Raw genomic sequence first — 20550 nt, 5'->3', positions numbered from 1 at the left:
TGCCCCCAAGACAACGCCCCAGATTCCCTCCGGCGCATCGCGCAAGCGACGCGCCCACACCCAGGAGCCGCAGCATGAGCCAGAACATTCTTGCCCAATTCATGACGGAACTCGTCACCGGCCGCATCGGCCTGGTGGACTTGACCGAGACGCTGACGCCGGAATTCCCCACCATCGTGCTGCCGCCGGAGTTCGGCCAGGCCTGGCCCTTCCGCATGGAAGAAATCTCGCGCTATGACGAGCGCGGCCCCGCCTGGTACTGGAACAACTTCTCGTGTTCCGAACACACGGGTACCCACTTCGACGCGCCCGCCCACTGGGTCAGCGGCAAGGACCAGCCTGACAACACCGTCGACACCATACCCATCGACGCCTTCATTGCCAGCGCCTGCGTCATCGACTGTTCCGCCGAGGCCCGCGACAACCCCGACTTTCTCCTGACCATCGACTTCGTCAAGGCCTGGGAAGAGAAGCATGGCCGCATCCCCGCGCGTTCGTGGGTGCTGATGCGCACCGACTGGTCCAAGCGCGCCAAGCCGGTTGAATACCTGAACATGCAGGAAGACGGCGCGCATTCGCCGGGGCCGGACGCGGACGTGGTGCCCTGGCTGATCAAGGAGCGCGACGTGCACGGCTTCGGCACGGAGTCCGTGGGCACCGACGCCGGCCAGGCCCATCACCTGAACCCGCCCTACCCCTGCCACTACTACATGCACGGCAACAACCGCTATGGCCTGCAATGCCTGACCAACCTGGACCAGTTGCCGCCCACCGGCGCGGTGATTTTCTCGGCCCCGCTGAAGATCCGCAGCGGCTCGGGCAGCCCGCTGCGCGTGCTGGCGCTGGCGCCGAAAGCCTGAGCCTGACGAAGACGGCAACGTAACCAAGGACACGCATGACTCAACCACACGTAGCGCTGGTCACCGGCGGCAGCGCCGGCATTGGCGCCGAGATCTGCCGCAGCATGCTGGATGCCGGCTATGAAGTGATTTCGATGGCGCGCCGCGCCGCCGACTTCAGCCACCCGCGCCTGCACAACATGCAGGTGGACCTGCTGGACGCCGAGGCCACCGCGCAAGCGGGCCAGGAAGCGGCCGCCAAATTCCCCATCAGCCACGTTATCCACAACGCGGGCGTGATCTGGCCGAATCTGCTGCCGCAAGTCACGCAGGAAGAACTGCACGGCCTGACCCAGATTCACCTGGGCGCGGCGATCAGCCTGGTGCAGGCGGCGCTGCCCGGCATGCAGGAACGCCATTTCGGCCGCATTGTGATGATGTCGTCGCGCGGCGCGCTGGGCCTGCCTACCCGCACCGCCTATTCGGCCACCAAGGCCGGCATGGTCGGCATGGCGCGCACCTGGTCGCTGGAACTTGCCCCTTACGGCATCACGGTCAACGTGGTGGCGCCCGGCCCCATCCAGACGGACATGTTCTACGAAGTGATCGAACCCGGCAGCGAACGCGAAAAGCAGTTGGCCAACGGCATTCCGGTCAAGCGCCTGGGCCGATCCGACGACGTGGCGCGCGCCGTGATGTTCTTTGCCGACCCGGCCAACAGCTTCGTTACCGGCCAGACGCTGTTCGTCTGTGGTGGCGCCAGCGTCAGCTCCATCACCATCTGAGCGGGCTGCGCGCAATGCTTGCTTCGGGTTTTGACGGATAGGTAAGCACCCAGAGCCCGTCTACAGTGCTGATCCTTGCAGGTTAGAAATTTTAAGCAACAAGTAATTCCCGCGTTCCCGCTGTTTCTGTTTTCTCCGCTTTTCAGCTGCACCCCCACTCTGCTCCCTATCCGGAGGTTTTGCCATGCTGTCGAAGAAACTCCCCCTGGTCACGGCCGCCGCCGTTGCCGCCCTGTTCGCCCTGCCCGCGTTGGCGCAAATGAAGGTCGGCGTCGTCACGTCTTCCACTGGCCCGACCGCCCTGGTCGGGATTCCGCAGAAGAACACCGTGCCGCTCCTGCCCAAGAAAATTGGCGACCTGACGGTGGAATACATCTCGCTGGACGACGCCAGCGATTCCACCAACTCGGTCACGGCATTCAAGAAGCTGATTTCGGAACAGAACGTGGACGCACTGATCGGCCCGTCGGGTTCGCCCAACGCCATGGGCGTGATCCAGTTCGCCGCCGAAGCCGGCGTGCCGATGCTGGCGCCGGTGGGCACGGCGGCCGTGGTGCTGCCCATGAACGAACAGAAGAAGTGGGTATTCAAGACCACGCAGAACGACGACATCATCGCCCGCGCGCTGGTCGACCACATGGCCAAGACCGGCATCAAGACGGTGGGCTTCATCGGCTTGAACGACCCCTACGGCGAGAACTGGTACAAGGTTTTCTCGGGCCTGGCCGCCGCCAAGGGCATCAAGATCACCGCCAACGAACGCTATCTGCGCTTTGACAGCTCGGTAACCGGCCAGGCGCTGAAGATCCTGGCCGCCAAGCCCGACGCCGTGCTGGTGGCCGCCCCCGGCGCCGCCAGCGTGCTGCCGCAAACCACGCTGTTCGATCAGGGCTACAAGGGCAAGTTCTACCAGACCCACGGCGCGGCCTTGCCCGACTTCCTGAAGCTGGGCGGCAAGAAGGTCGAAGGCACGGTGCTGGCCGCCAGCCTGATGCTGGTGCTGCCGGAAATGCCCGACAGCAACCCGTCGAAGAAAGTCGCCACCGACTACATCGCCGCGTACGAAAAGCTGAACGGCTCCAAGCCCGCCACCTTCGGTGCCAACGTCTATGACGCCGGCCTGCTGCTGGAAAAGGCCGTGCCCATCGCGGAAAAAGCCGGCAAGCCGGGCACCAAGGAATTCCGCGGCGCCTTGCGCGACGCGCTGGAACAAACCAAGGAGCTGGTGGGCACGCAGGGCGTCTACAACATGAGCGCCGCCGACCATAGCGGTTTCGATGACCGCGGCCGCGAGCTCATCACCGTCAAAGACGGCAACTGGACGCTGGTGAAGTAACGGCTTGGACCTTTTCGCATGAATGCTCAGATCGCCTTGATACTCGGGCAGGACGGCATCACCAACGGCGCGATCTATGCGTTGTTGGCGTTGTCGATCCTGCTGGTCTTCACCGTTACCCGCGTGCTGTTCATCCCCCAGGGCGAGTTCGTCGCCTTCGGCGCGCTGACCATGGCGGCCATCCAGGCCGGCAAGCCCGTGCTGCTGGTCTGGTTGCTGCTGGCGTTTGCGCTGGCCGAAGCCGTGGCCGACCTCATGGCCCGGGCCAAGCGCCCGGGCCGGTCCCGTGGGCTTTGGCGCATCGCGGCCAAGGCGATCTACCCGCTGATCCTGGCGGCCTTGTTGTACCGACTGCCGCTGGCGCAATTGCCGATGGCCGTGCAGGCCCTGCTGACGCTGTTGCTGGTGGTGCCGATGGGGCCGCAGCTGTACCGGCTGTTCTACCAGCCGATCGCATCGGCCTCGACGCTGGTGCTGCTGATCGTGTCCATTGCCGTGCACCTGGCGCTGGTGGGCCTGGGGCTCTTGGCCTTCGGCGCCGAGGGCGCGCGCACCGCGCCGTTCTCCGACGCCAGCCTGGCGCTGGGACCCATCAACGTCAACAGCCAGGCGCTCTGGGTGGTGGCGGTGTCGGCCCTGCTGATCGTCGTGCTGTACCAGTTCTTTGAACGGTCGATGTACGGCAAGGCCTTGCGGGCGGCGGCATTCAACCGGCTGGGCGCGCGGCTGATGGGCATTTCGCCCATCTTCGCGGGCCGCGCCACGTTCTTTCTGGCCGCGCTGATCGGCACGGTGTCGGGCATCCTGATCGCCCCCATCACCACCATGTATTTCGATTCCGGCTTCATGGTCAGCCTGAAGGGCTTCGTGGGCGCCATCATCGGCGGCCTGGTCAGCTACCCGCTGGCCGCGGCCGGCGCGGTGCTGGTCGGCCTGATCGAAGCGTTCTCGTCGTTCTGGGCCAGCGCCTACAAGGAAATCATCGTCTTCACGCTGATCATTCCCGTGCTGCTCTGGCGCTCGTTGAAAAGCCACCACGTCGAGGAAGAAGACGAATGAATCCCCGCATGATCCCCTTCGTGTTCCTGGCGCTGCTGGCGCTGGGGCCGTTGGCCCTGCCGCCGTTCTATGTGACCTTGCTGAACTACATCGGGCTGTACGCGCTGGTGGCGCTGGGCCTGGTGCTGCTGACCGGCGTGGGCGGCTTGACGAGCTTCGGCCAGGCCGCCTTCGTGGGCGTGGGCGCCTACACCACGGCGCTGTTGACCACGCGCGCCGACTCCCTGCCGTCGTGGCTGGCATGGCTGGGCGCCTCGCCCTGGCTGACCTTGCTGGCCGGGCTGGTGTTGACGCTGGTCATCGCCTATTTGCTGGGCGCGATCACGCTCAAGCTGTCCGGCCATTTCCTGCCGCTGGGCACGATTGCCTGGGGCTTGTCGCTGTACTTCGCTTTCGGCTCCGTCGAAGGGCTGGGCGGCCACACCGGCATTCCCGACATTCCCGCCATCAGCCTGTTCGGCTGGTCGCTGCATGACGGCGGCAACATCTATTACCTGATCTGGGCGTTCCTGTTGGTGGCGGTCTGGTCCACGCAGAACCTGCTGGATTCGCGCGAAGGCCGCGCCATCCGCGCGCTCAAGGGTGGGCGCGTGATGGCGGAATCCATGGGCGTGGACACGGCGCGTTCGCGCATGGTGATCTTCATCATCGCGGCCTTGCAGGCCTGCGCATCGGGCTGGCTGTACGCCCACATGCAGCGCTTCGTGAACCCCAACCCTTTCGGCTTGCAGATGGGTATCGAATACCTGTTCATGACCGTCATCGGCGGCGCGGGCCAGGTCTGGGGCGCGCTGGTCGGCGCGGGCGTGTTCACGGTGGCCAAGCAATGGCTGCAAGACTGGCTGCCCAAACTGCTGGGCCAGACGGGCAATTTTGAAGTCATCGTATTCGGCTTCGGCATGGTGCTGCTGCTCCACCGCGCCCGCACCGGCTTGTGGCCGCTGTTGACGCGCTGGATCCGCGTGAAGAAGCCCGTGCGCCGCCTGGACATGGATGCCGAACCGCTGCCGCGCAAACCCATGCCGGCGCGCGGCGAGGTGGTGTTGAAGGCGGTGGACGTGACGCGCAAGTTTGGCGGCCTGGTCGCCAACAACGCCATGAACCTGGAGATACGCGCAGGCGAAATCCTGGCGCTGATCGGCCCGAATGGCGCGGGCAAGAGCACCATGTTCAACCAGATCTCGGGGGTGGACACGCCCACGTCGGGGCAAGTGACGCTGCTGGGCCAGTCCGTGGCTGGCGCGGGCGCGCGCAAGATCGCACGGCTGGGCCTGTCCCGCACCTTCCAGCACGTGCGCTTGCTGGGCCGCATGAGCGTGCTGGAAAACGTGGCCATCGGCGCGCACCTGCGCGGTCATCGCGGCGTGCTGCCGGCCGCCTGGCGCCTGGACCGGGCGGAAGAGGCGCGCCTGTTGGCCGAAGCCGCGCGCCAGGTTGAGCGGGTGGGGCTGGGCAAGCATCTGCACGACGAAGCCGGCTCGCTGGCGCTGGGCCAACAGCGCATTCTGGAAATTGCGCGCGCGCTGGCGTCGGACCCCTGCATTCTGCTGCTGGACGAACCCGCGGCCGGGCTGCGCTATCAAGAAAAATGTGAGCTGGCCGACTTGCTGAAGAAGCTGCGCGCGGAGGGCATGGCCATCTTGCTGGTTGAACACGACATGGACTTCGTGATGGGCCTGGTGGACCGGGTGGTGGTGATGGACTTTGGCGAGAAGATCGCCGAGGGCCTGCCTGCCGAGATCCAGCACAACCCCGCGGTGCTTGAAGCCTATCTGGGCGGAGTGGAATGATGAGCGCGAATCTGCTGGAAGTGCGCGACCTGCGCGTGGCCTACGACAAGGTGGAAGCCATATCGGGCGTCAGCCTGACGGTGGGCGAAGGCCAGATCGTGACCGTGATCGGCCCCAATGGCGCGGGCAAGACCACTTTGCTGTCGGCCATCATGGGCGTGTTGCCGTCCACCGGCCGCATCGTCTTCGGCGGCAAACCGCAAGAACATGCCGAGATCGAGGAAATGGTGGCGGCCGGCATGAACCTGGTGCCCGAAAAGCGCGAGCTGTTCGCCGAAATGACGGTGGAAGACAACCTGATGCTGGGCGGCTTTCACCGCTTTCGCAGCGGGGTGCGCGACCAGGACAAGACGCTGGCGGAAGTCTACGAACTATTTCCGCGCCTGCAAGAGCGGCATGCGCAATTGGCCGGCACCTTGTCGGGCGGCGAACGCCAGATGCTGGCGGTGGGCCGCGCGCTGATGGCCAAACCCCGGTTGCTGATGCTGGACGAGCCCAGCCTGGGGCTGGCGCCGCGCATTGTGCGCGAAGTGTTCCACATCGTTGCGCGGCTGCGCGAGATGGGCGTTTCGATTTTGCTGATCGAGCAGAACGCGCGCGCGGCGCTGCAAGTGGCCGACTACGCCTATGTGCTGGAAACGGGCGCCGTCACGCTGGAGGGCCCCGCCGCCGAGGTGGCGGTGGACCCGCGCGTGGTCGAGGTGTACCTGGGCCTGGGACATGGCGCGCCTGCGCCTGCCGTACCCACCGCACCCGCTGCGACCACTGCGCCCTAAGCCACGCCGCGGCGTCGGTCGCGGCGGTACAGCGCATAGCCCAAGGGCCACATCGCCGCCACCATGAACGTCGCCATGGGGTTGGTCAGCCGGTACGCGCCCACCGCCGTGGGCACGCCGGAGTGCTTCAGGTGCAGGCGAAAGCGCGTGTATCGCGCGGCCGCCATGATGAATTCGCGCGGCCGGTAGCGGAAGAATTCCAGGTGGTGCTGCAGCATGTCCCAGGCCAGCAGATACAGGCCCTGTGCGTTGCTGCCCACCGAGACGGCGCCTTGTGACAGGCCGCCCGGCGTGTCGTGATACGTGCGCACCACGCGGTTGATGAAGCGGCTGAGATAGCCCGCGCGCGCCACCGCCCACCACACCAGGCTTTCTGGCACGAACCCCGCGACGTCTTCGGGAAAGGGGTATTTGCGCAGGACGTCGGTACGCATACAGCCGAATTTTTCGCCTTTGATGCGATACCGGAAATACACATCCACCGCCGTGCTGTCGAATACGTCCTGCGGATAACGATCCCCCACGATGCTGCCATCGGGACGCGCGCACAGGCCCGTGATCGCCACGTAGGACTCGCGGCGCGCGGGCGGGATGGCGTCCCACGCTTCTTTGAAGATGGCCAGCGCATCGGGCGGCATTTCGTCATCGCTGTCCAGCGCCACGATCATCTGGCCTTGCGCTTCACGCACGCCCCGATTGAAGGCGGTTTTCTTGTGCTGGTTGTTCTGCCAGATATAGCGGATGGGAAAATCCGCGCGCGCCTGCCAGGCCAGAATCGACTCGTGCGTGTTGTCGGTGGAACCGTCATCCACCACCACCCATTCGAAGTCCCTGAATGTCTGGCGGGAAAGCGATTCATACACCCGGTGCAGCGTGCCCGCCCGGTTGTAGGTGGGCGTCAGAACGGTGAAAAACGTTGGTGTATCGGTCATGCCTGCTGTGCCCCTTTGCGATCTTCATGCCACCGCTGCGGTCTTGGTCTGCTTCTTTTCGCCTGAAGTGTAGGGGATATGCCCAGCCTAACCGATGCCACGGCATGCAAATTTGCAATCAAATCTGTCAACCCGTGGATTTTTTGGGCGGCAATCACGTTTTTTTTGAATGAGGGCACCGACGGGAGTGGCGTAAACTCGTGCGGCCAAAAACCGGAATGCCTATGGAAGCTTCGACCGTCCAGCTCAATGACATCGCCTTGTTCGTAGAGGTGGCCAAGCGCAAGAGCTTCAGCCTGGCGGCGCGCGCGCTGGATATGCCCACGTCCACGCTGTCGCGGCGCATCAGCGAACTGGAACGCGCCATCGGCCTGCGGCTGATCAACCGCAACACGCGCCGGCTGGACCTGACCGAGGCGGGCGCGGCCTATATGCGCCGCTGCCAAGGGCTGATTGACGAGGCGCGGCTGGCGCACGAACAACTGCTGTCACTGTCGGGCGGCCCGTCGGGCAACCTGCGCGTGTCCATGCCTTTCAGCCTGGCGATCTGGCTGCTGCCCGAAACCATCAAGGACTTCACCGACCGCTACCCGGACGTGGAATGCGAATTCGATCTGAGCATGATGACCGCGTCCGACGCGCAAGGCACACCGTTTGACGTGGTGCTGCGCTTTGGCCGGGACTCGGATTTTTCCACGGGCGCGATCGACACGGGCAATGGCAATGGCGCCTCCGGGCGTCCGACCGGCGCCGTGGTGCAGGAACTGGTGTCGCTGGACAACTACCTGTATGCGTCCGACCGCTACCTGGAACGCCACGGCGAACCCAAGACACCCGGCGAACTGACGCAACACCAGTGCCTGCGCACCACCATCGACGACGCCCATTCGAACTGGACGCTGCACAACGGCGCGGTCAGCGAAGTGGTGCCGGTCAGCGGCCACCTGGCGGCCAACAACATGAGCATCGCCGGCATGCTGGCCGGGCTGGACCTGGCCATTACGCGCATGCCGCATTGCCAGGCGCTGGACCCGATCATCAAACGCAACTCGCTCAAGCGGGTGCTGCCGGGCTGGTCCGTGGACCCCATCTCTATCTACGTGGTGTTCCCGTCAAGCATCCAACCCGCGAAGACGCGCGCGTTCATGGATTTCATCACCCCGAAACTGGGGCCGGCGGGCGGTTGACGCGAAACGCCGCAGCGTTTCCACAAAGAAAAATCCCCGCAAGGCGCGAGCCCTGCGGGGATTTTTCAAAACCAAGAGCGTTGATTAGACGCGCTTGATCTTTTCCAGCATCTTGAAAACACCCTTGGGCGACTTGACGAACAAGCGCTTGAAGGCCTTGCCCAGGCAACGGCGTTCCAGGGTGTTACGACGCACGCGTTTGCGTTCAGCCATGTTGATTCTCCTGTTGATTTTGCGGAAAAAAGTCACCGCACAACCGGAAATCTGGCTGGCGGAAAAAATTCGGATAACTTGGCATTTTAGCCTGAAATTCAAAGGCCGCGCCAATGGCAGGGAAAAGGGACGATCAGGGTCGGAACTGAACCTGTCCCCGATACCGCTTCTTCCTGCCGGACGGTGTTCAGCCGCCTGGCGATTTCAACCGCTCCCACACCTGTTCCGCCCGGGGCAACGGGTCGACCGCGCCATAGCCCAGCGTGGACAACGCCGCCGCGACGTTGGCGTAGCGCACCGCGTCTTCCCAGCTATCGCCCTGGCAGCGCCTTGCCAGCAGGCTGCCCGCGAAGCAGTCGCCCGCCCCGGTGGCGTCCACCGCGTCCACGCGCAGGGCAGCCACCGGCGTGCGCGTCTTGCCGTCGTCGATGATGGAACCGTCCTTACCCAGCTTCAACACCACCACGCCGGTTGCGCCGCCGTCGCGGATCCAGTCCAGCGTGCGTTCAGGGTCGTTGTTGCCGGTCAGGTGCTGCATGTCGTCCATGCTGGGCAGGAACAGATCGGCCTGGCGCATGGTTTCGCGCAGGATGGCGCGGGCGCGATCAACCGGCCACAAACGCAGCCGCAGGTTCGAATCCAGGCTGACCTGCGTTTGCGCGGCATGGGCGCGTTCGATGGCCGCGAATACCGTGTCGCAGGCGCTGGTGCTGATCGCCAGGCTGATACCCGACACGTGCAGGAAGCGGCTGCGCTCGATCAACCCGCTGTCCAGCAAGGCCGGCGTCATCAGGCTGGCGGCCGAACCCCGGCGCAGATAGCTGAAGGCGTGGCCGTCCGGTCCGTGCTGCACGAAATACAGGCCGGTATGAGCGTCGTCATCGCTTTGCACGCCCGAGGTGTCCACCCCTTCGGTTTTCCACAGGTCCAGGAATTGCGCGCCGAAGGCGTCGCTGCCGACTCGCGTCAGGTAGGCGCAGCGCGCGCCCTGGCGGGCCGCCGCAATGACGGCGTTGGACGTATCGCCGCCAAAGCCTTGCAGGTATTGCTGTTGGCCCTTGTGGGTCTGGTCTGCCTTCTGGGTCTGGTTCAGTTCAACCAGGGGCTCGCCCAGCGCGACGATGTCGAAGTCGAAGTCAGCCATGGGCGGCCTCTCGGGTGCGAGTGATTTGCGCCACCAGGGCGGCGGTGTCGCGCGCGGCGAACGCGGCCTTGTCATACAGATTGCTGCCGATGCCCACCAGCCCGGCGCCGGCCGCGAAATACGTGCCCATGTTGTCCTGCGTGATGCCGCCCGTGGGGCAGAAGATGGTGTCGGGGTAAACCGACTTCAGCGCGGCCAGATGCTTGGGGCCGCCGGTGTCGGCCGGGAATACCTTCACCACGTCCACGCCCGCGCGGCGAGCCGCCAGCACTTCGGTGGGGGTGAAGGCGCCCAGCAGGCACAGGGCGTCGGCGGCGTGCGCCAGGTCGACGATGTCGGTGGCCAAGGCGGGCGACACCAGGAAGTCGGCGCCCGCCACCAGCGCTTCGCGCGCCTGGTTTTCGTCCAACACCGTGCCCACGCCCAGCAGCAGGCTGGAGCCGTGCTTGTCGCGCAGCGCGCGCACCAGGTCGGTCACGCCGGGTATCGTCCAGGTGAGTTCCAAGGTGGTGCACCCCGCCGCCACGGCCACTTCGGCGGCATAGGCGGCGGTGGCAGCATCGGTATAGCGCAGCACGGGCACGACCCGGGCCGCCAGCAGGGCGGAAAGCTTGGATGCGAGGGGAGCGGATGCGTTCATGGAATTCCTCTGGGGCTGACGGTCAGGCGCCGCCGGCTGACACCGGCAAGACGGCAAGTTTGGCCACGGCGGCATCGCGCAGCCGCAGCAAGGGATCGATATAGGCGGATTGCGGCTCGGGCTGCCGCCGGAACAGCAGCGTGCTGACGCTGACGCCTGCCACGGGCCGGCCGGCCGCGTCACACAGCGCCACGCCATAGCAAACGATACCGGGTTCATTTTCCTGGTCGTCCATGGCATAGCCACGGCCGCGGGCTTCGTCCAGCACGGCACGCAAGGCCGGCAGGCTGGTGACGGTGCCGGGCATGCGCGCCGGCAACGGCAGGCCGCGCAGCAGGCGTTCACGGGTGGCCTCATCCAGCGCCGCCAGATACGCCTTGCCGACCGCGCTGGAATGCAGGGCCACCGACGAGCCCACGCGCGACACCATACGCACCGGGCCGGGGCTTTCCAGCTTGTCGATATAGATCATTTCCTGGCCCGCCGGCACGGCCAGATGGACGGTTTCGCCGGTAGCGTCGCGCAGCGCCTGCAAGTCGGGCGCCAAGGCGGCTCGCAGGTCGAACTGTGACCACGCGCGGCTGGCCAGCGACATCAGACGCGTGCCCAGGCGATAGGCCCCGCCCGATTCCGCCACCATGCCCTGCTCGGCCAGGGCGGCCACGATGCGATAGACGGTGGGACGCGGATAGCCGCAGGTGCGAGCCAGCGTGGCGGCGGTGGGAGGCTCGGGCGCATCGGCCACGGCTTGCAGCACCGCCATGAATTTCGCAAACGCCGCGGCGCCCGCGACCTTGGTTTCCAACAAGTTCGTCCCCAAATGTGGCAATGCGCCATCAGCAACGCCTGCGCTGATGAATCCGCAGAATTCGCAAGGCAAACAGCACGAATATCAGACGAATCTGCGATACTGTTTATTTGTACAGCTACACCGCCTAGTTTTGTCCACAATATGGACAAGCGCCTCACAATATAGGCAATTATTCCATATCGCCGCGCTTGGAACCAGCGAAGGGTTATCGCTCGGGCAGGCGCCTACCTCAGGCTACGATACCGTCCATGAGCTCCCAAATCCGCATCGTTGGCGCACGCCAGAACAACCTCAAGAACCTGGACCTTACCCTTGCCACCGGCGAACTGGTCGTTGTGACCGGCGTGTCGGGATCCGGCAAAAGCTCCCTGGCTTTCGACACCCTCTACGCCGAGGGGCAGCGGCGCTACGTGGAAACCTTCTCGCCCTATGCGCGCCAGTTCCTGGACCGCATGGACAAGCCGCAGGTTGACCGCATCGAAGGCATCCTGCCCGCCATCGCCATTGATCAGACCAACCCGGTGCGCAGCTCGCGCAGCACGGTCGGCACAATGACCGAGCTGAACGACCACCTGAAATTGCTGTTCGCGCGCGGCGCCCGGCTGTACTGCCGGGGTTGCGGCAAGGTGGTCAGGCGCGATACGCCCGACTCCATCTACCACTCGCTGGCCGAACGCGCCGCCGTGGCCGGCGACCCGCGCCTGGTGGTGACCTTTCCCATCGCCGTGCCCGCCAACTTCACCGAAGACGAAGTGCGCGGCTTTCTTGAGCAGCAGGGTTACACCCGCGTGCACGCCGAGGAAACCGCCGTGCCGCGCGCCACCGTCGCCAAGCCCGCCAAAGGCGCCAAGAAAGCCAAGGCCGCCAAGGACGCCGGCGAAGAACGCCGCATCCTGCACGTCATCCAGGACCGCTTCCGTTTTGCCGGCACCGAACGCGAGCGCGTCATGGAAGCGCTGGACACCGCGCTGCGCATGGGAGCCGGGCACCTGGCCGTCTACGTCGTGAACGCCGACGGCGACAACGCGCATATCTGGAAATACAGCGACCGCCTGCACTGCGCCGATTGCAACATCGAATACACCGACCCGCTGCCCAGCAGCTTCTCGTTCAATTCGCCGCTGGGCGCCTGCGAAGCGTGCCGGGGCTTTGGCCGCGTGATCGGCATCGACTTCGGCCTGGTCATCCCCGACGAAAACAAGACCTTGATGGAAGGCGCCATCAAGCCGTGGACCACGCCGTCCTACAAGGAATGCCAGGACGAACTGCAAAAGTACGCGCCGCGCGCGGGTGTGCCGCTGGGCGTGCCCTGGAAAAGCCTGAGTGAAGAACACAAGCGCTGGGTGCTTTATGGCACGCCCGACTGGAAGGGCGGCAACGACGCCTGGAAGCATCAGTGGTACGGCGTGCAGCGCTTTTTTGACTGGCTGGAAACCAAGTCCTACAAGATGCATGTGCGCGTGCTGCTGTCCAAGTACCGCAGCTATACGCCCTGCCCCACCTGCAACGGCGCGCGCCTGAAACCCGACGCGCTGCTGTGGCGCCTGGGCACCAAGGAAGAAGCCGACACCGTGCTGCCGCCTGAAGACGGCCGCTATCAGCGCTTCATGCCGGTGGGCGCCAACTGGTCGCGCGACCAACTCAATAACATCGGCGGCCTGTCTATCCATGACGTGATGCTGCTGCCCATCGAACGGGTGCGGCGTTTCTTTGACGGGCTGTCGTTCTCGGGCGCGCTGGACGCCGCCACCGACCTGCTCATGACCGAGGTCCGCGCGCGCCTGAAGTTCCTGTGCGACGTGGGTCTGGGCTACCTGACGCTGGACCGCCAGAGCCGCACGCTGTCGGGCGGCGAAGTGCAGCGCATCAACCTGACCACCGCGCTGGGCACCTCGCTGGTGAACACGCTGTTCGTGCTGGACGAGCCGTCCATCGGCCTGCACCCGCGCGACATGCACCGCGTGGTTGAAGTCATGCACCGCTTGCGCAACGCCGGCAACACGCTGGTGGTGGTAGAGCACGACCCGCAGGTCATGGTGGCCGCCGACCGCATCATCGATATCGGCCCCGGCCCCGGTGAACGCGGCGGCTACATCGTTTTTGACGGCACGCCGAAACAACTGCGCGCTGCCGATACGCTCACGGGCAACTACCTGGGCGCGCGCCAGCGCGTGGAAGCGCCGCGCCCCATGCCGGTGGCGGCGAACACGCCGCGCCTGCTGCTGGAAGGCGTCAACGCGCACAACCTGAAGAACGTGTCCGTTGAACTGCCGCTGGGCCGACTGGTCTGCGTGACGGGCGTGTCCGGCTCGGGCAAGTCCACGCTGGTGCAAGACGTGCTGTACCCCGCGCTGTTGAAGCAAAAGGGCAAGCCGTCAGAAGCGCCCGGCGCGTTCGACCGCCTCTTGGGCGCCGAACAGATCGCCGACGTGGTCATGGTGGACCAGACTCCCATCGGCAAGACCGCGCGCTCGAACCCCGCCAGCTACGTGGGCGCCTTTGACGCCATCCGCAAGCTGTTCGCCCAGGCCCCGCTGGCGCGCGAACGCGCCTACACAGCCGGCACATTCAGCTTCAACGGCGGTGACGGCCGCTGCCCCACGTGCGGCGGCACCGGCTTTGAACACGTCGAAATGCAGTTCCTGTCCGACGTGTACCTGCGTTGCCCGGATTGCGACGGCAAGCGTTTCCGCCCCGAAGTGCTGGAAGTGCGTGTCGAACATCTGGGCAAAAGCGCATCGATAGACGAAGTGCTGGCCATGACGGTCAGCGAAGCGCTGGACTTCTTCAAGGGCCTGCGCGACGTGCAGACCGGCCTGGCGCCGCTAGCCGACGTGGGCCTGGAATACGTGCGGCTGGGGCAACCCGTGCCCACGCTGTCCGGTGGCGAGGCCCAACGCCTGAAGCTGGCCGGCCACCTGGCCGAAGCCGCCCGCAGCGGTATTTCCACGGCCAAGGTGGCCAAGAAGGGCAGCCTGTTCCTGTTCGACGAACCCACCACCGGCCTGCACTTTGACGACGTGGCGCGGCTGATGCGCGCCTTCCGCAAGCTGCTGGCCGCCGGCCACACGCTGCTGGTCATCGAACACAACCTGGACGTGATCCGCGCGGCCGATTGGCTGATCGACCTGGGCCCTGAAGGCGGCGACGCCGGCGGCCTGCTGATCGGCGTGGGCACGCCGCAAGACCTGATGGACAACCCCAAGTCGCACACGGGCGCAGCCCTGCGCGATTACGAAGTCAGCATTCTGCCGGCCGACGTGGTGGTCACCAGCGACATCGACGCGCAAGAAGTCGAGCAAGCCGGTTTGACCGCGCGCATTGCCGAGCCGACCGCCGTGTACAACGACGCCGCCGTGGCCTCCGGCGCGGGCGACGGCACGCCGCTGCAGTCCGTGATGCGCGCGCGTCGCCAAGGCAATATGGCCATCGAGATCCGCAACGCGCGCGAGCACAACCTGAAGAACATCAGCGTTGAAATCCCGCACGACAAATTCACCGTGATCACCGGCGTGTCCGGCTCCGGCAAGTCGACGCTGGCGTTCGACATCCTGTTCAACGAAGGCCAGCGCCGCTATCTGGAATCGCTGAACGCCTACGCGCGCGCCATCGTGCAGCCGGCCGGCAAGCCGGACGTGGATGCCATCTTCGGCATTCCGCCCACCGTGGCCATCGAACAGCGCACCAGCCGTGGGGGCCGCAAGTCCACCGTGGCCACGATGACAGAAATCCACCATTTCCTGCGCTTGCTGTATGTGAAGCTGGGCACGCAGTACTGCCCGGATTGCAACGTGGCCGTTGAACCGCAGAACACGGACCAGATCGTGGCCCGCCTGCTGCGCGACCACAAGGGCGTGCACATCGGGCTGCTGTCGCCCTTGGTGACCGCGCGCAAGGGCTATTACACGGACCTGGCCAAGTGGGCCGGTTCCAAGGGCCATACGCATTTGCGCGTGGACGGCGAGTTCATCCCCGTGGCCCCGTGGCCGCGCCTGGACCGCTACAAGGAACACACCATTGAACTGCCCGTGGCGGACGTGGTGGTGGACCCGGCCAACGAAGCCGACCTGCGCGCCGCCGTCAAGAGCGCGCTTGAAAACGGCCAGGGCGTGATGTCGGTGGTATGGCCGGTAAACAAGCTGCACGAAGCGCTGAACAGCGATTTGCAGCAGCAGCATTTTTCGGTCAAGCGCGCCTGCCCGTCTTGCGGCACCAGCTTTCCCGAACCCGACCCGCGCCTGTTCTCGTACAACTCCAAGCACGGCTGGTGCACGGGCTGCTACGGCACGGGCCTGCAATTGCAGGGCTTTGACGAAGAGCAGACCGGCGAGGAAACCGCCTGGAACGCCTGGTATGAAGGCGAAGCCAAGGCCTGCACGCAATGCGACGGGCAGCGCCTGAACCGCGTGGCGCGCGCCGTGCGTTGGCGCGACAAGTCCATTGCCGAACTGGCGTCGCTGCCGGTGTCGGACGCACACACCTTCTTCACCGGGCTGGTGGCGCGCGGCCGCGAAGGCGAGATCGCCCGCGACATCCTGACCGAAATCCGCGGTCGCTTGAACTTCATGCAGGAAGTGGGCCTGAACTACCTGGCGCTGGACCGCGCCGCGCCCACGCTGTCTGGTGGCGAAGCGCAGCGCATCCGTCTGGCCGCGCAACTGGGGTCCAACCTGCAAGGCGTTTGCTACGTGCTGGACGAACCCACCATCGGCCTGCACCCGCGCGACAACCGCATCCTGCTGGACGCGCTGGCGCGCCTGGAAGGCAACGGCAACACGCTGGTGGTGGTGGAACATGACGACGACACCATCCGCCGCGCCTCGCACGTGATCGACATCGGCCCCGGCGCGGGCATCCGTGGCGGCCGAGTCGTGGCACAAGGCACGGTGGAAGACGTGATGAACGCGCCGGAATCCATCACCGGCCGCTACCTGAAGACGCCGCTGGCGCATCCGCTGCAAGGCCGCCGTCCGGTCGAGGCCGACACGCCCATGATCGAAATCCGTGGCGCGCGCCTGCACAACCTGCGCAGCGTGGACGCCAAGATCCCCGTGGGCCGATTGAGCGTCGTGACCGGCGTGTCCGGTTCCGGCAAGTCCACGCTGGCGCGCGAAGTGCTGCTGGACAACCTGATGCAAGCCGTGTCGCAAGGCAAGGCGCCGGGTTGGGCCGGCTGCGAAAGCATCAAGGGTTGGGAAGCCATCGACCGCGTGCTGGAAGTGGACCAGACCCCCATCGGCAAGACGCCGCGCTCGTGCCCGGCCACGTATGTGGGCTTCTGGGACGACGTGCGCAAGCAGTTCGCCGACACCCGCGAAGCCCGCATGCGCGGCTGGACGGCGGCGCGCTTCTCGTTCAACACCGGCGACGGCCGCTGCCCCATCTGCGAAGGCCAGGGCATGCGCACCATCGAAATGAACTTTCTGCCCGACGTCAAAGTGCCGTGCGACGCCTGCAACGGCGCGCGCTTCAACAGCGACACGCTCAGCGTGCAGATGCGCGGCAAGAACGCCGGCGAGCTGCTGTCCATGGAAGTGGACGACGCCATCGGCTACTTCGCGGCGCATCCGAAGATCCACCGCCCGCTGCAACTGATGCAAGACGTGGGCCTGGGTTACCTGACGCTGGGCCAGCCGTCGCCCACGCTGTCGGGCGGCGAGGCGCAGCGCATCAAGCTGGTGACCGAGCTGTCCAAGGCGCGTCTGACCGACGGGCTGATCAAGACCGGCCGCGCCTCGCGCATTCCGCACACGCTCTACGTGCTGGACGAACCGACGGTGGGCTTGTCGATGGCCGACGTTGAAAAGCTGATCCACGTGCTGCATCGCCTGGTGGAAGCCGGCAATACGGTGGTGGTGATCGAACACAATCTGGACGTCATCGCCGAAGCCGACTGGCTGCTGGACCTGGGCCCCGAAGGCGGCACGGGCGGCGGCCAACTGGTGGCCGAAGGCTCGCCGGAACATGTGATGACCCTGGCCGATCATTCCCACACCGGCCGTGTCCTGACGGAATTCCTGGCACATCAAGCGCGGTAGCAAGCATGGATTGTCGTTTTGAAGACCGGCTGGCCGGTCGCGCGTTTCGGTTCGAGGGCTTTTGTTCCCGGATCGAAGCGCGCACCGCTGCCGACGTCGCTCCGGCGCTGGCGGCCATCGAGGCCGCGCGGCAACAGGGGCGTTGGGTGGCCCTGTTGCTGGACTATGAACTGGGTGAATGGCTGCTGCCCGAAGCCACGCTGGCCGCGCCCGCCGGCCCCTGGACGCCCCCGCAAGATGATGGCCGGCCCCGGCTGACGGCGCTGGTGTTCGAACGCAAGGTGGACGAAGCGCCCTGGGACGCGCCCGATGCGGCCAGCGCCCCCGCCGCCATCAGCCTGCCCACGCCGCGCATGACCGAGGCCGACTACGTGCGTCAGGTCGACGCCATACGCGGGCTGATCGAAGACGGCGAGCTGTATCAAGTCAACTACACCCAGCCGCTGGACCTGCAATACCAGGGCGACCCGGCCACCTTGTACCGGCGCATTGCCGCGCGCAATCCGGTGGCGCATGGCGCGTTCATTCAAGACGGCGCGCGCACGGTGCTGTCGTTTTCGCCCGAACTGTTTGTGCGGCGCGAGGGATCGCGGCTGACGACCCGCCCCATGAAGGGCACGGCGCCGCGCCATCCCGACCCGATCGAAGACGCGCGCCTGGGTCAGGCCTTGCTGGCCAGCGAGAAGAACCGCGCCGAAAACCTGATGATCGTGGACTTGCTGCGCAATGACCTGGGCCGCCTGGCGCAGCCGGGCTCGGTCAAGGTGGATGCGTTGTTTTCCTTGGAACGCTACCCCACCGTGTGGACCATGACGTCCACGGTGTCCGCCGAGGCGCCCGGGGCCGGGCTGCAAGAGGTGCTGCATGCGCTGTTTCCTTGCGGGTCGATTACCGGCGCCCCGAAGGTGGCTGCGATGCGGAGGATCCGCCAAATGGAAACCGCCCCGCGCGGTCTGTATTGCGGCAGCGTAGGCTGGCTGGCGCCAAATGGCGATTTTTCACTGAACGTCGCGATCCGCACGCTGGTGCTGGATGACCATGGCCACGGCGTGTATAGCGTAGGCGGCGGGATAGTGCACGATTCCGACCCCGCGGAGGAATGGCAGGAATGCCATTGGAAAGCGCGGATCTTGCGGGGGTGATGGCTGGCGCGACGCATGTCGGCAATCCGCAATCCGCAATCGTAGGATGGGTGAAGCGCGCGATGGTGTGCGCAAGAACGCGAACATCTGCCGCGCGTAACCCATCATGCAGCGTTGGTGATATACCCGGCGCCGATTGATGGGTTACGCGCGATTGACGAAGGTGTTCTTGGGGCGGCCCTGCCGCGCTTCACCCATCCTACGACCATGTCCCGCGACCCGCCACGCCCACGCCCCCCGCGATCCACCACTCGGTAGTAGCATAGAGCGCGGTCCACAACCGCGATTTTCCAGGAGCGTCCCATGCAACCCGAACTGATCGAGACCATCCTGGTCGATGCCGAACAGCGCGTGCCCTTGCTGGCGCGCCATCTGAAGCGCTTGGAAGCCGCCTGCAAGGATCTGGGTTACGCATGGGCTGGGCGCGCCATTGAAGGCGACATCATGATCGCGGCCATGGGCCTGGTCACGCCGGGCCCGCACCGGCTGCGCCTGCTGGTGGCCCGCGACGGCAGCCGCCATATCCAGACCGCCCCGCTGCCCCCGCTGCCCGCCGTGCAGGAAGTGATGCTGGCGCCTGAAACGCTGCGGTCGTCCGAACCGCTGCTGCGCTACAAGACCACGCACCGGCCCTGGTACACCAAGACCATCGAATGGTTGCCCGCGCATCCCAACATCTTTGACCTGCTCTACCTGAACGAACGCGGCGAGCTCTGCGAAGGCAGCCGCAGCAACGTCTACCTGCTGCTGGACGGCCGCTGGTGCACGCCGCCCGTGTCCAGCGGCTGTTTGCCCGGCGTGCAACGTGGTGAATTACTGGACACCGCCAACGCCCGCGAACGCGTGCTGACGCTGGACGACCTGCACGAGGCCAAGGAAATCCGCCTGTCCAACGCGCTGCGCGGCTGGTTCACCGTCACGCTGCGGGAAGCCTGACCCCTCCGTCCTGATCCGCGAACTGGTCCACCACCACCTGGCGCAGCCATTGATTGGCCGGCTCGCGGTGGTTGCCGGCGTGCCAGAACACATTGATGACCGACTCCGGAATCTTCACCGGACAAGGCGCCGTGGCCAGCCCGAAGGGCGTACAGGCGCAATCGGCAAAGCGTCGCGGCACCACCGCGATCATGTCGGTGGCCTGCAGCACCGGCCCCACCGCCATGAAGTGCGGCACCGTCAGCCGCAAGCGGCGGCGGATGCCCGCGCGGGCAATCACCTCATCCACCACGCCATGCCCCGTGCCCTCGGACACGATCGCCACATGCTCGGCCGCCCGAAACTGCTTGGCCGTCACCCCCGAACGCGCCAGCGGATGGTCGCGCCGGAAGATGCACACATAGGGCTGGCTGAACAGCTTGCGTTGAAAGAAACCGCTTTGCAGACTGGGTAGAAAGCCCATGGCCAGGTCGATACGGCCGCGTTCCATCTCATCGCGCACATCGATCGACGTGGTCCGCACCGTGCGTATCGTGACGCCCGGCGCGGCGGAGTCCAGCGCCCGCATCAAGCGCGGCAGGAAATAGGTTTCGCCCACGTCGTTCACACCAATCACAAACGCCCGTTCGCTGCGCGCCGGGTCGAACACGGCGCGTGCGTTCAGCGTGCCATGCAGCGCGCCCAAGGCATCCGCAATGGGTTGCGCCAGCGCTTCGGCATAGGGCGTGGGCACCATCCCGCGCGAGGTGCGCAGGAACAATTCATCGCCCAGCAGCTTGCGCAAGCGGCTCAGCGCGTTGCTGACGCCAGGTTGCGAGATACCCAGGCTGTGCGCGGCGGCCGACACCCGGCCGTGCTTGTGCAGCTCGTTGAAGACGACCAGCAGGTTCAGGTCCACGTCTTTCAGGTTCATGCGTTTGTC

General features: G+C 65.7%; 16 protein-coding genes. 10 read left to right on the top strand and 6 right to left on the bottom strand.

Going from position 1 to position 20550, the window contains the following annotated elements; genetic code table 11:
- Positions 1 to 74 precede the first annotated feature (74 nt).
- From WBR68_RS00615 to WBR68_RS00590, 6 genes are all read left to right on the top strand, one after another.
- On the top strand, positions 75 to 860 hold the full coding sequence (locus WBR68_RS00615; protein WP_100852969.1) for a cyclase family protein: 786 nt from the start codon (positions 75 to 77) through the stop codon (positions 858 to 860).
- Positions 861 to 895: 35 nt separating this feature from the next.
- Positions 896 to 1624, top strand: coding sequence for an SDR family NAD(P)-dependent oxidoreductase (locus WBR68_RS00610; RefSeq protein WP_050448936.1), 729 nt, complete (start codon positions 896 to 898; stop codon positions 1622 to 1624).
- A 184-nt stretch (positions 1625 to 1808) separates the two neighbouring features.
- Positions 1809 to 2960, top strand: coding sequence for an ABC transporter substrate-binding protein (locus WBR68_RS00605; protein ID WP_230605815.1), 1152 nt, complete (start codon positions 1809 to 1811; stop codon positions 2958 to 2960).
- A gap of 18 nt (positions 2961 to 2978) precedes the next feature.
- The gene (locus WBR68_RS00600) at positions 2979 to 4019 is read left to right on the top strand and encodes a branched-chain amino acid ABC transporter permease (protein WP_230605811.1); all 1041 of its coding nucleotides are present in this window, start codon (positions 2979 to 2981) and stop codon (positions 4017 to 4019) included.
- A complete protein-coding gene (locus WBR68_RS00595) occupies positions 4016 to 5809 on the top strand; it encodes a branched-chain amino acid ABC transporter ATP-binding protein/permease (RefSeq protein WP_230605809.1) in 1794 nt (597 codons plus the stop codon). The genes WBR68_RS00600 and WBR68_RS00595 overlap by 4 nt, the downstream gene beginning before the upstream one ends.
- Positions 5809 to 6585 (top strand): ABC transporter ATP-binding protein, encoded by a 777-nt coding sequence (locus tag WBR68_RS00590; protein ID WP_050448940.1) that lies wholly within the window; start codon positions 5809 to 5811, stop codon positions 6583 to 6585. The genes WBR68_RS00595 and WBR68_RS00590 overlap by 1 nt, the downstream gene beginning before the upstream one ends.
- Here WBR68_RS00590 and WBR68_RS00585 read toward each other — a convergent pair.
- Positions 6582 to 7517, bottom strand: coding sequence for a glycosyltransferase family 2 protein (locus tag WBR68_RS00585; protein WP_050448941.1), 936 nt, complete (start codon positions 7515 to 7517; stop codon positions 6582 to 6584). The two genes, WBR68_RS00590 and WBR68_RS00585, sit on opposite strands and share 4 nt — an antisense overlap.
- A gap of 224 nt (positions 7518 to 7741) precedes the next feature.
- On the opposite strand from WBR68_RS00585, the gene WBR68_RS00580 reads away from it, so the two are divergent.
- Positions 7742 to 8704, top strand: coding sequence for a LysR family transcriptional regulator (locus WBR68_RS00580; RefSeq protein ID WP_230605807.1), 963 nt, complete (start codon positions 7742 to 7744; stop codon positions 8702 to 8704).
- Between the two features lie 84 nt (positions 8705 to 8788).
- Here the strand turns inward: WBR68_RS00580 and WBR68_RS00575 are convergent, their stop codons facing one another.
- The 4 genes from WBR68_RS00575 to WBR68_RS00560 form a co-directional block, all read right to left on the bottom strand.
- Positions 8789 to 8917 (bottom strand): hypothetical protein, encoded by a 129-nt coding sequence (locus WBR68_RS00575; RefSeq protein ID WP_006226408.1) that lies wholly within the window; start codon positions 8915 to 8917, stop codon positions 8789 to 8791.
- Between the two features lie 187 nt (positions 8918 to 9104).
- A complete protein-coding gene (locus WBR68_RS00570; protein ID WP_230605805.1) occupies positions 9105 to 10061 on the bottom strand; it encodes a sugar kinase in 957 nt (318 codons plus the stop codon).
- Positions 10054 to 10701 (bottom strand): bifunctional 4-hydroxy-2-oxoglutarate aldolase/2-dehydro-3-deoxy-phosphogluconate aldolase, encoded by a 648-nt coding sequence (locus tag WBR68_RS00565; protein WP_050448944.1) that lies wholly within the window; start codon positions 10699 to 10701, stop codon positions 10054 to 10056. The genes WBR68_RS00570 and WBR68_RS00565 overlap by 8 nt, the downstream gene beginning before the upstream one ends.
- 22 nt (positions 10702 to 10723) lie before the next feature.
- On the bottom strand, positions 10724 to 11509 hold the full coding sequence (locus WBR68_RS00560; protein WP_083447507.1) for an IclR family transcriptional regulator: 786 nt from the start codon (positions 11507 to 11509) through the stop codon (positions 10724 to 10726).
- Positions 11510 to 11760: 251 nt separating this feature from the next.
- On the opposite strand from WBR68_RS00560, the gene uvrA reads away from it, so the two are divergent.
- From uvrA to WBR68_RS00545, 3 genes are all read left to right on the top strand, one after another.
- Positions 11761 to 17550: an excinuclease ABC subunit UvrA gene (gene uvrA / locus WBR68_RS00555; protein ID WP_127183602.1), complete on the top strand. Its 5790-nt coding sequence runs from the start codon at positions 11761 to 11763 to the stop codon at positions 17548 to 17550.
- Between the two features lie 5 nt (positions 17551 to 17555).
- The gene (locus tag WBR68_RS00550) at positions 17556 to 18692 is read left to right on the top strand and encodes an aminodeoxychorismate synthase component I (RefSeq protein WP_050448947.1); all 1137 of its coding nucleotides are present in this window, start codon (positions 17556 to 17558) and stop codon (positions 18690 to 18692) included.
- A gap of 303 nt (positions 18693 to 18995) precedes the next feature.
- The gene (locus WBR68_RS00545) at positions 18996 to 19628 is read left to right on the top strand and encodes an aminotransferase class IV family protein (protein ID WP_050448948.1); all 633 of its coding nucleotides are present in this window, start codon (positions 18996 to 18998) and stop codon (positions 19626 to 19628) included.
- Here the strand turns inward: WBR68_RS00545 and WBR68_RS00540 are convergent.
- On the bottom strand, positions 19609 to 20541 hold the full coding sequence (locus tag WBR68_RS00540) for a LysR family transcriptional regulator (RefSeq protein WP_230605802.1): 933 nt from the start codon (positions 20539 to 20541) through the stop codon (positions 19609 to 19611). The two genes, WBR68_RS00545 and WBR68_RS00540, sit on opposite strands and share 20 nt — an antisense overlap.
- Positions 20542 to 20550 lie beyond the last annotated feature (9 nt).

Origin of the sequence: Achromobacter sp. JD-1 (assembly GCF_038594925.1) — a bacterium.
Lineage (GTDB): Bacteria > Pseudomonadota > Gammaproteobacteria > Burkholderiales > Burkholderiaceae_B > Achromobacter > Achromobacter spanius_C.
The sequence above is the reverse complement of the archived record's forward strand: the minus strand, read 5'-3'. Positions and strand labels throughout refer to the sequence as shown.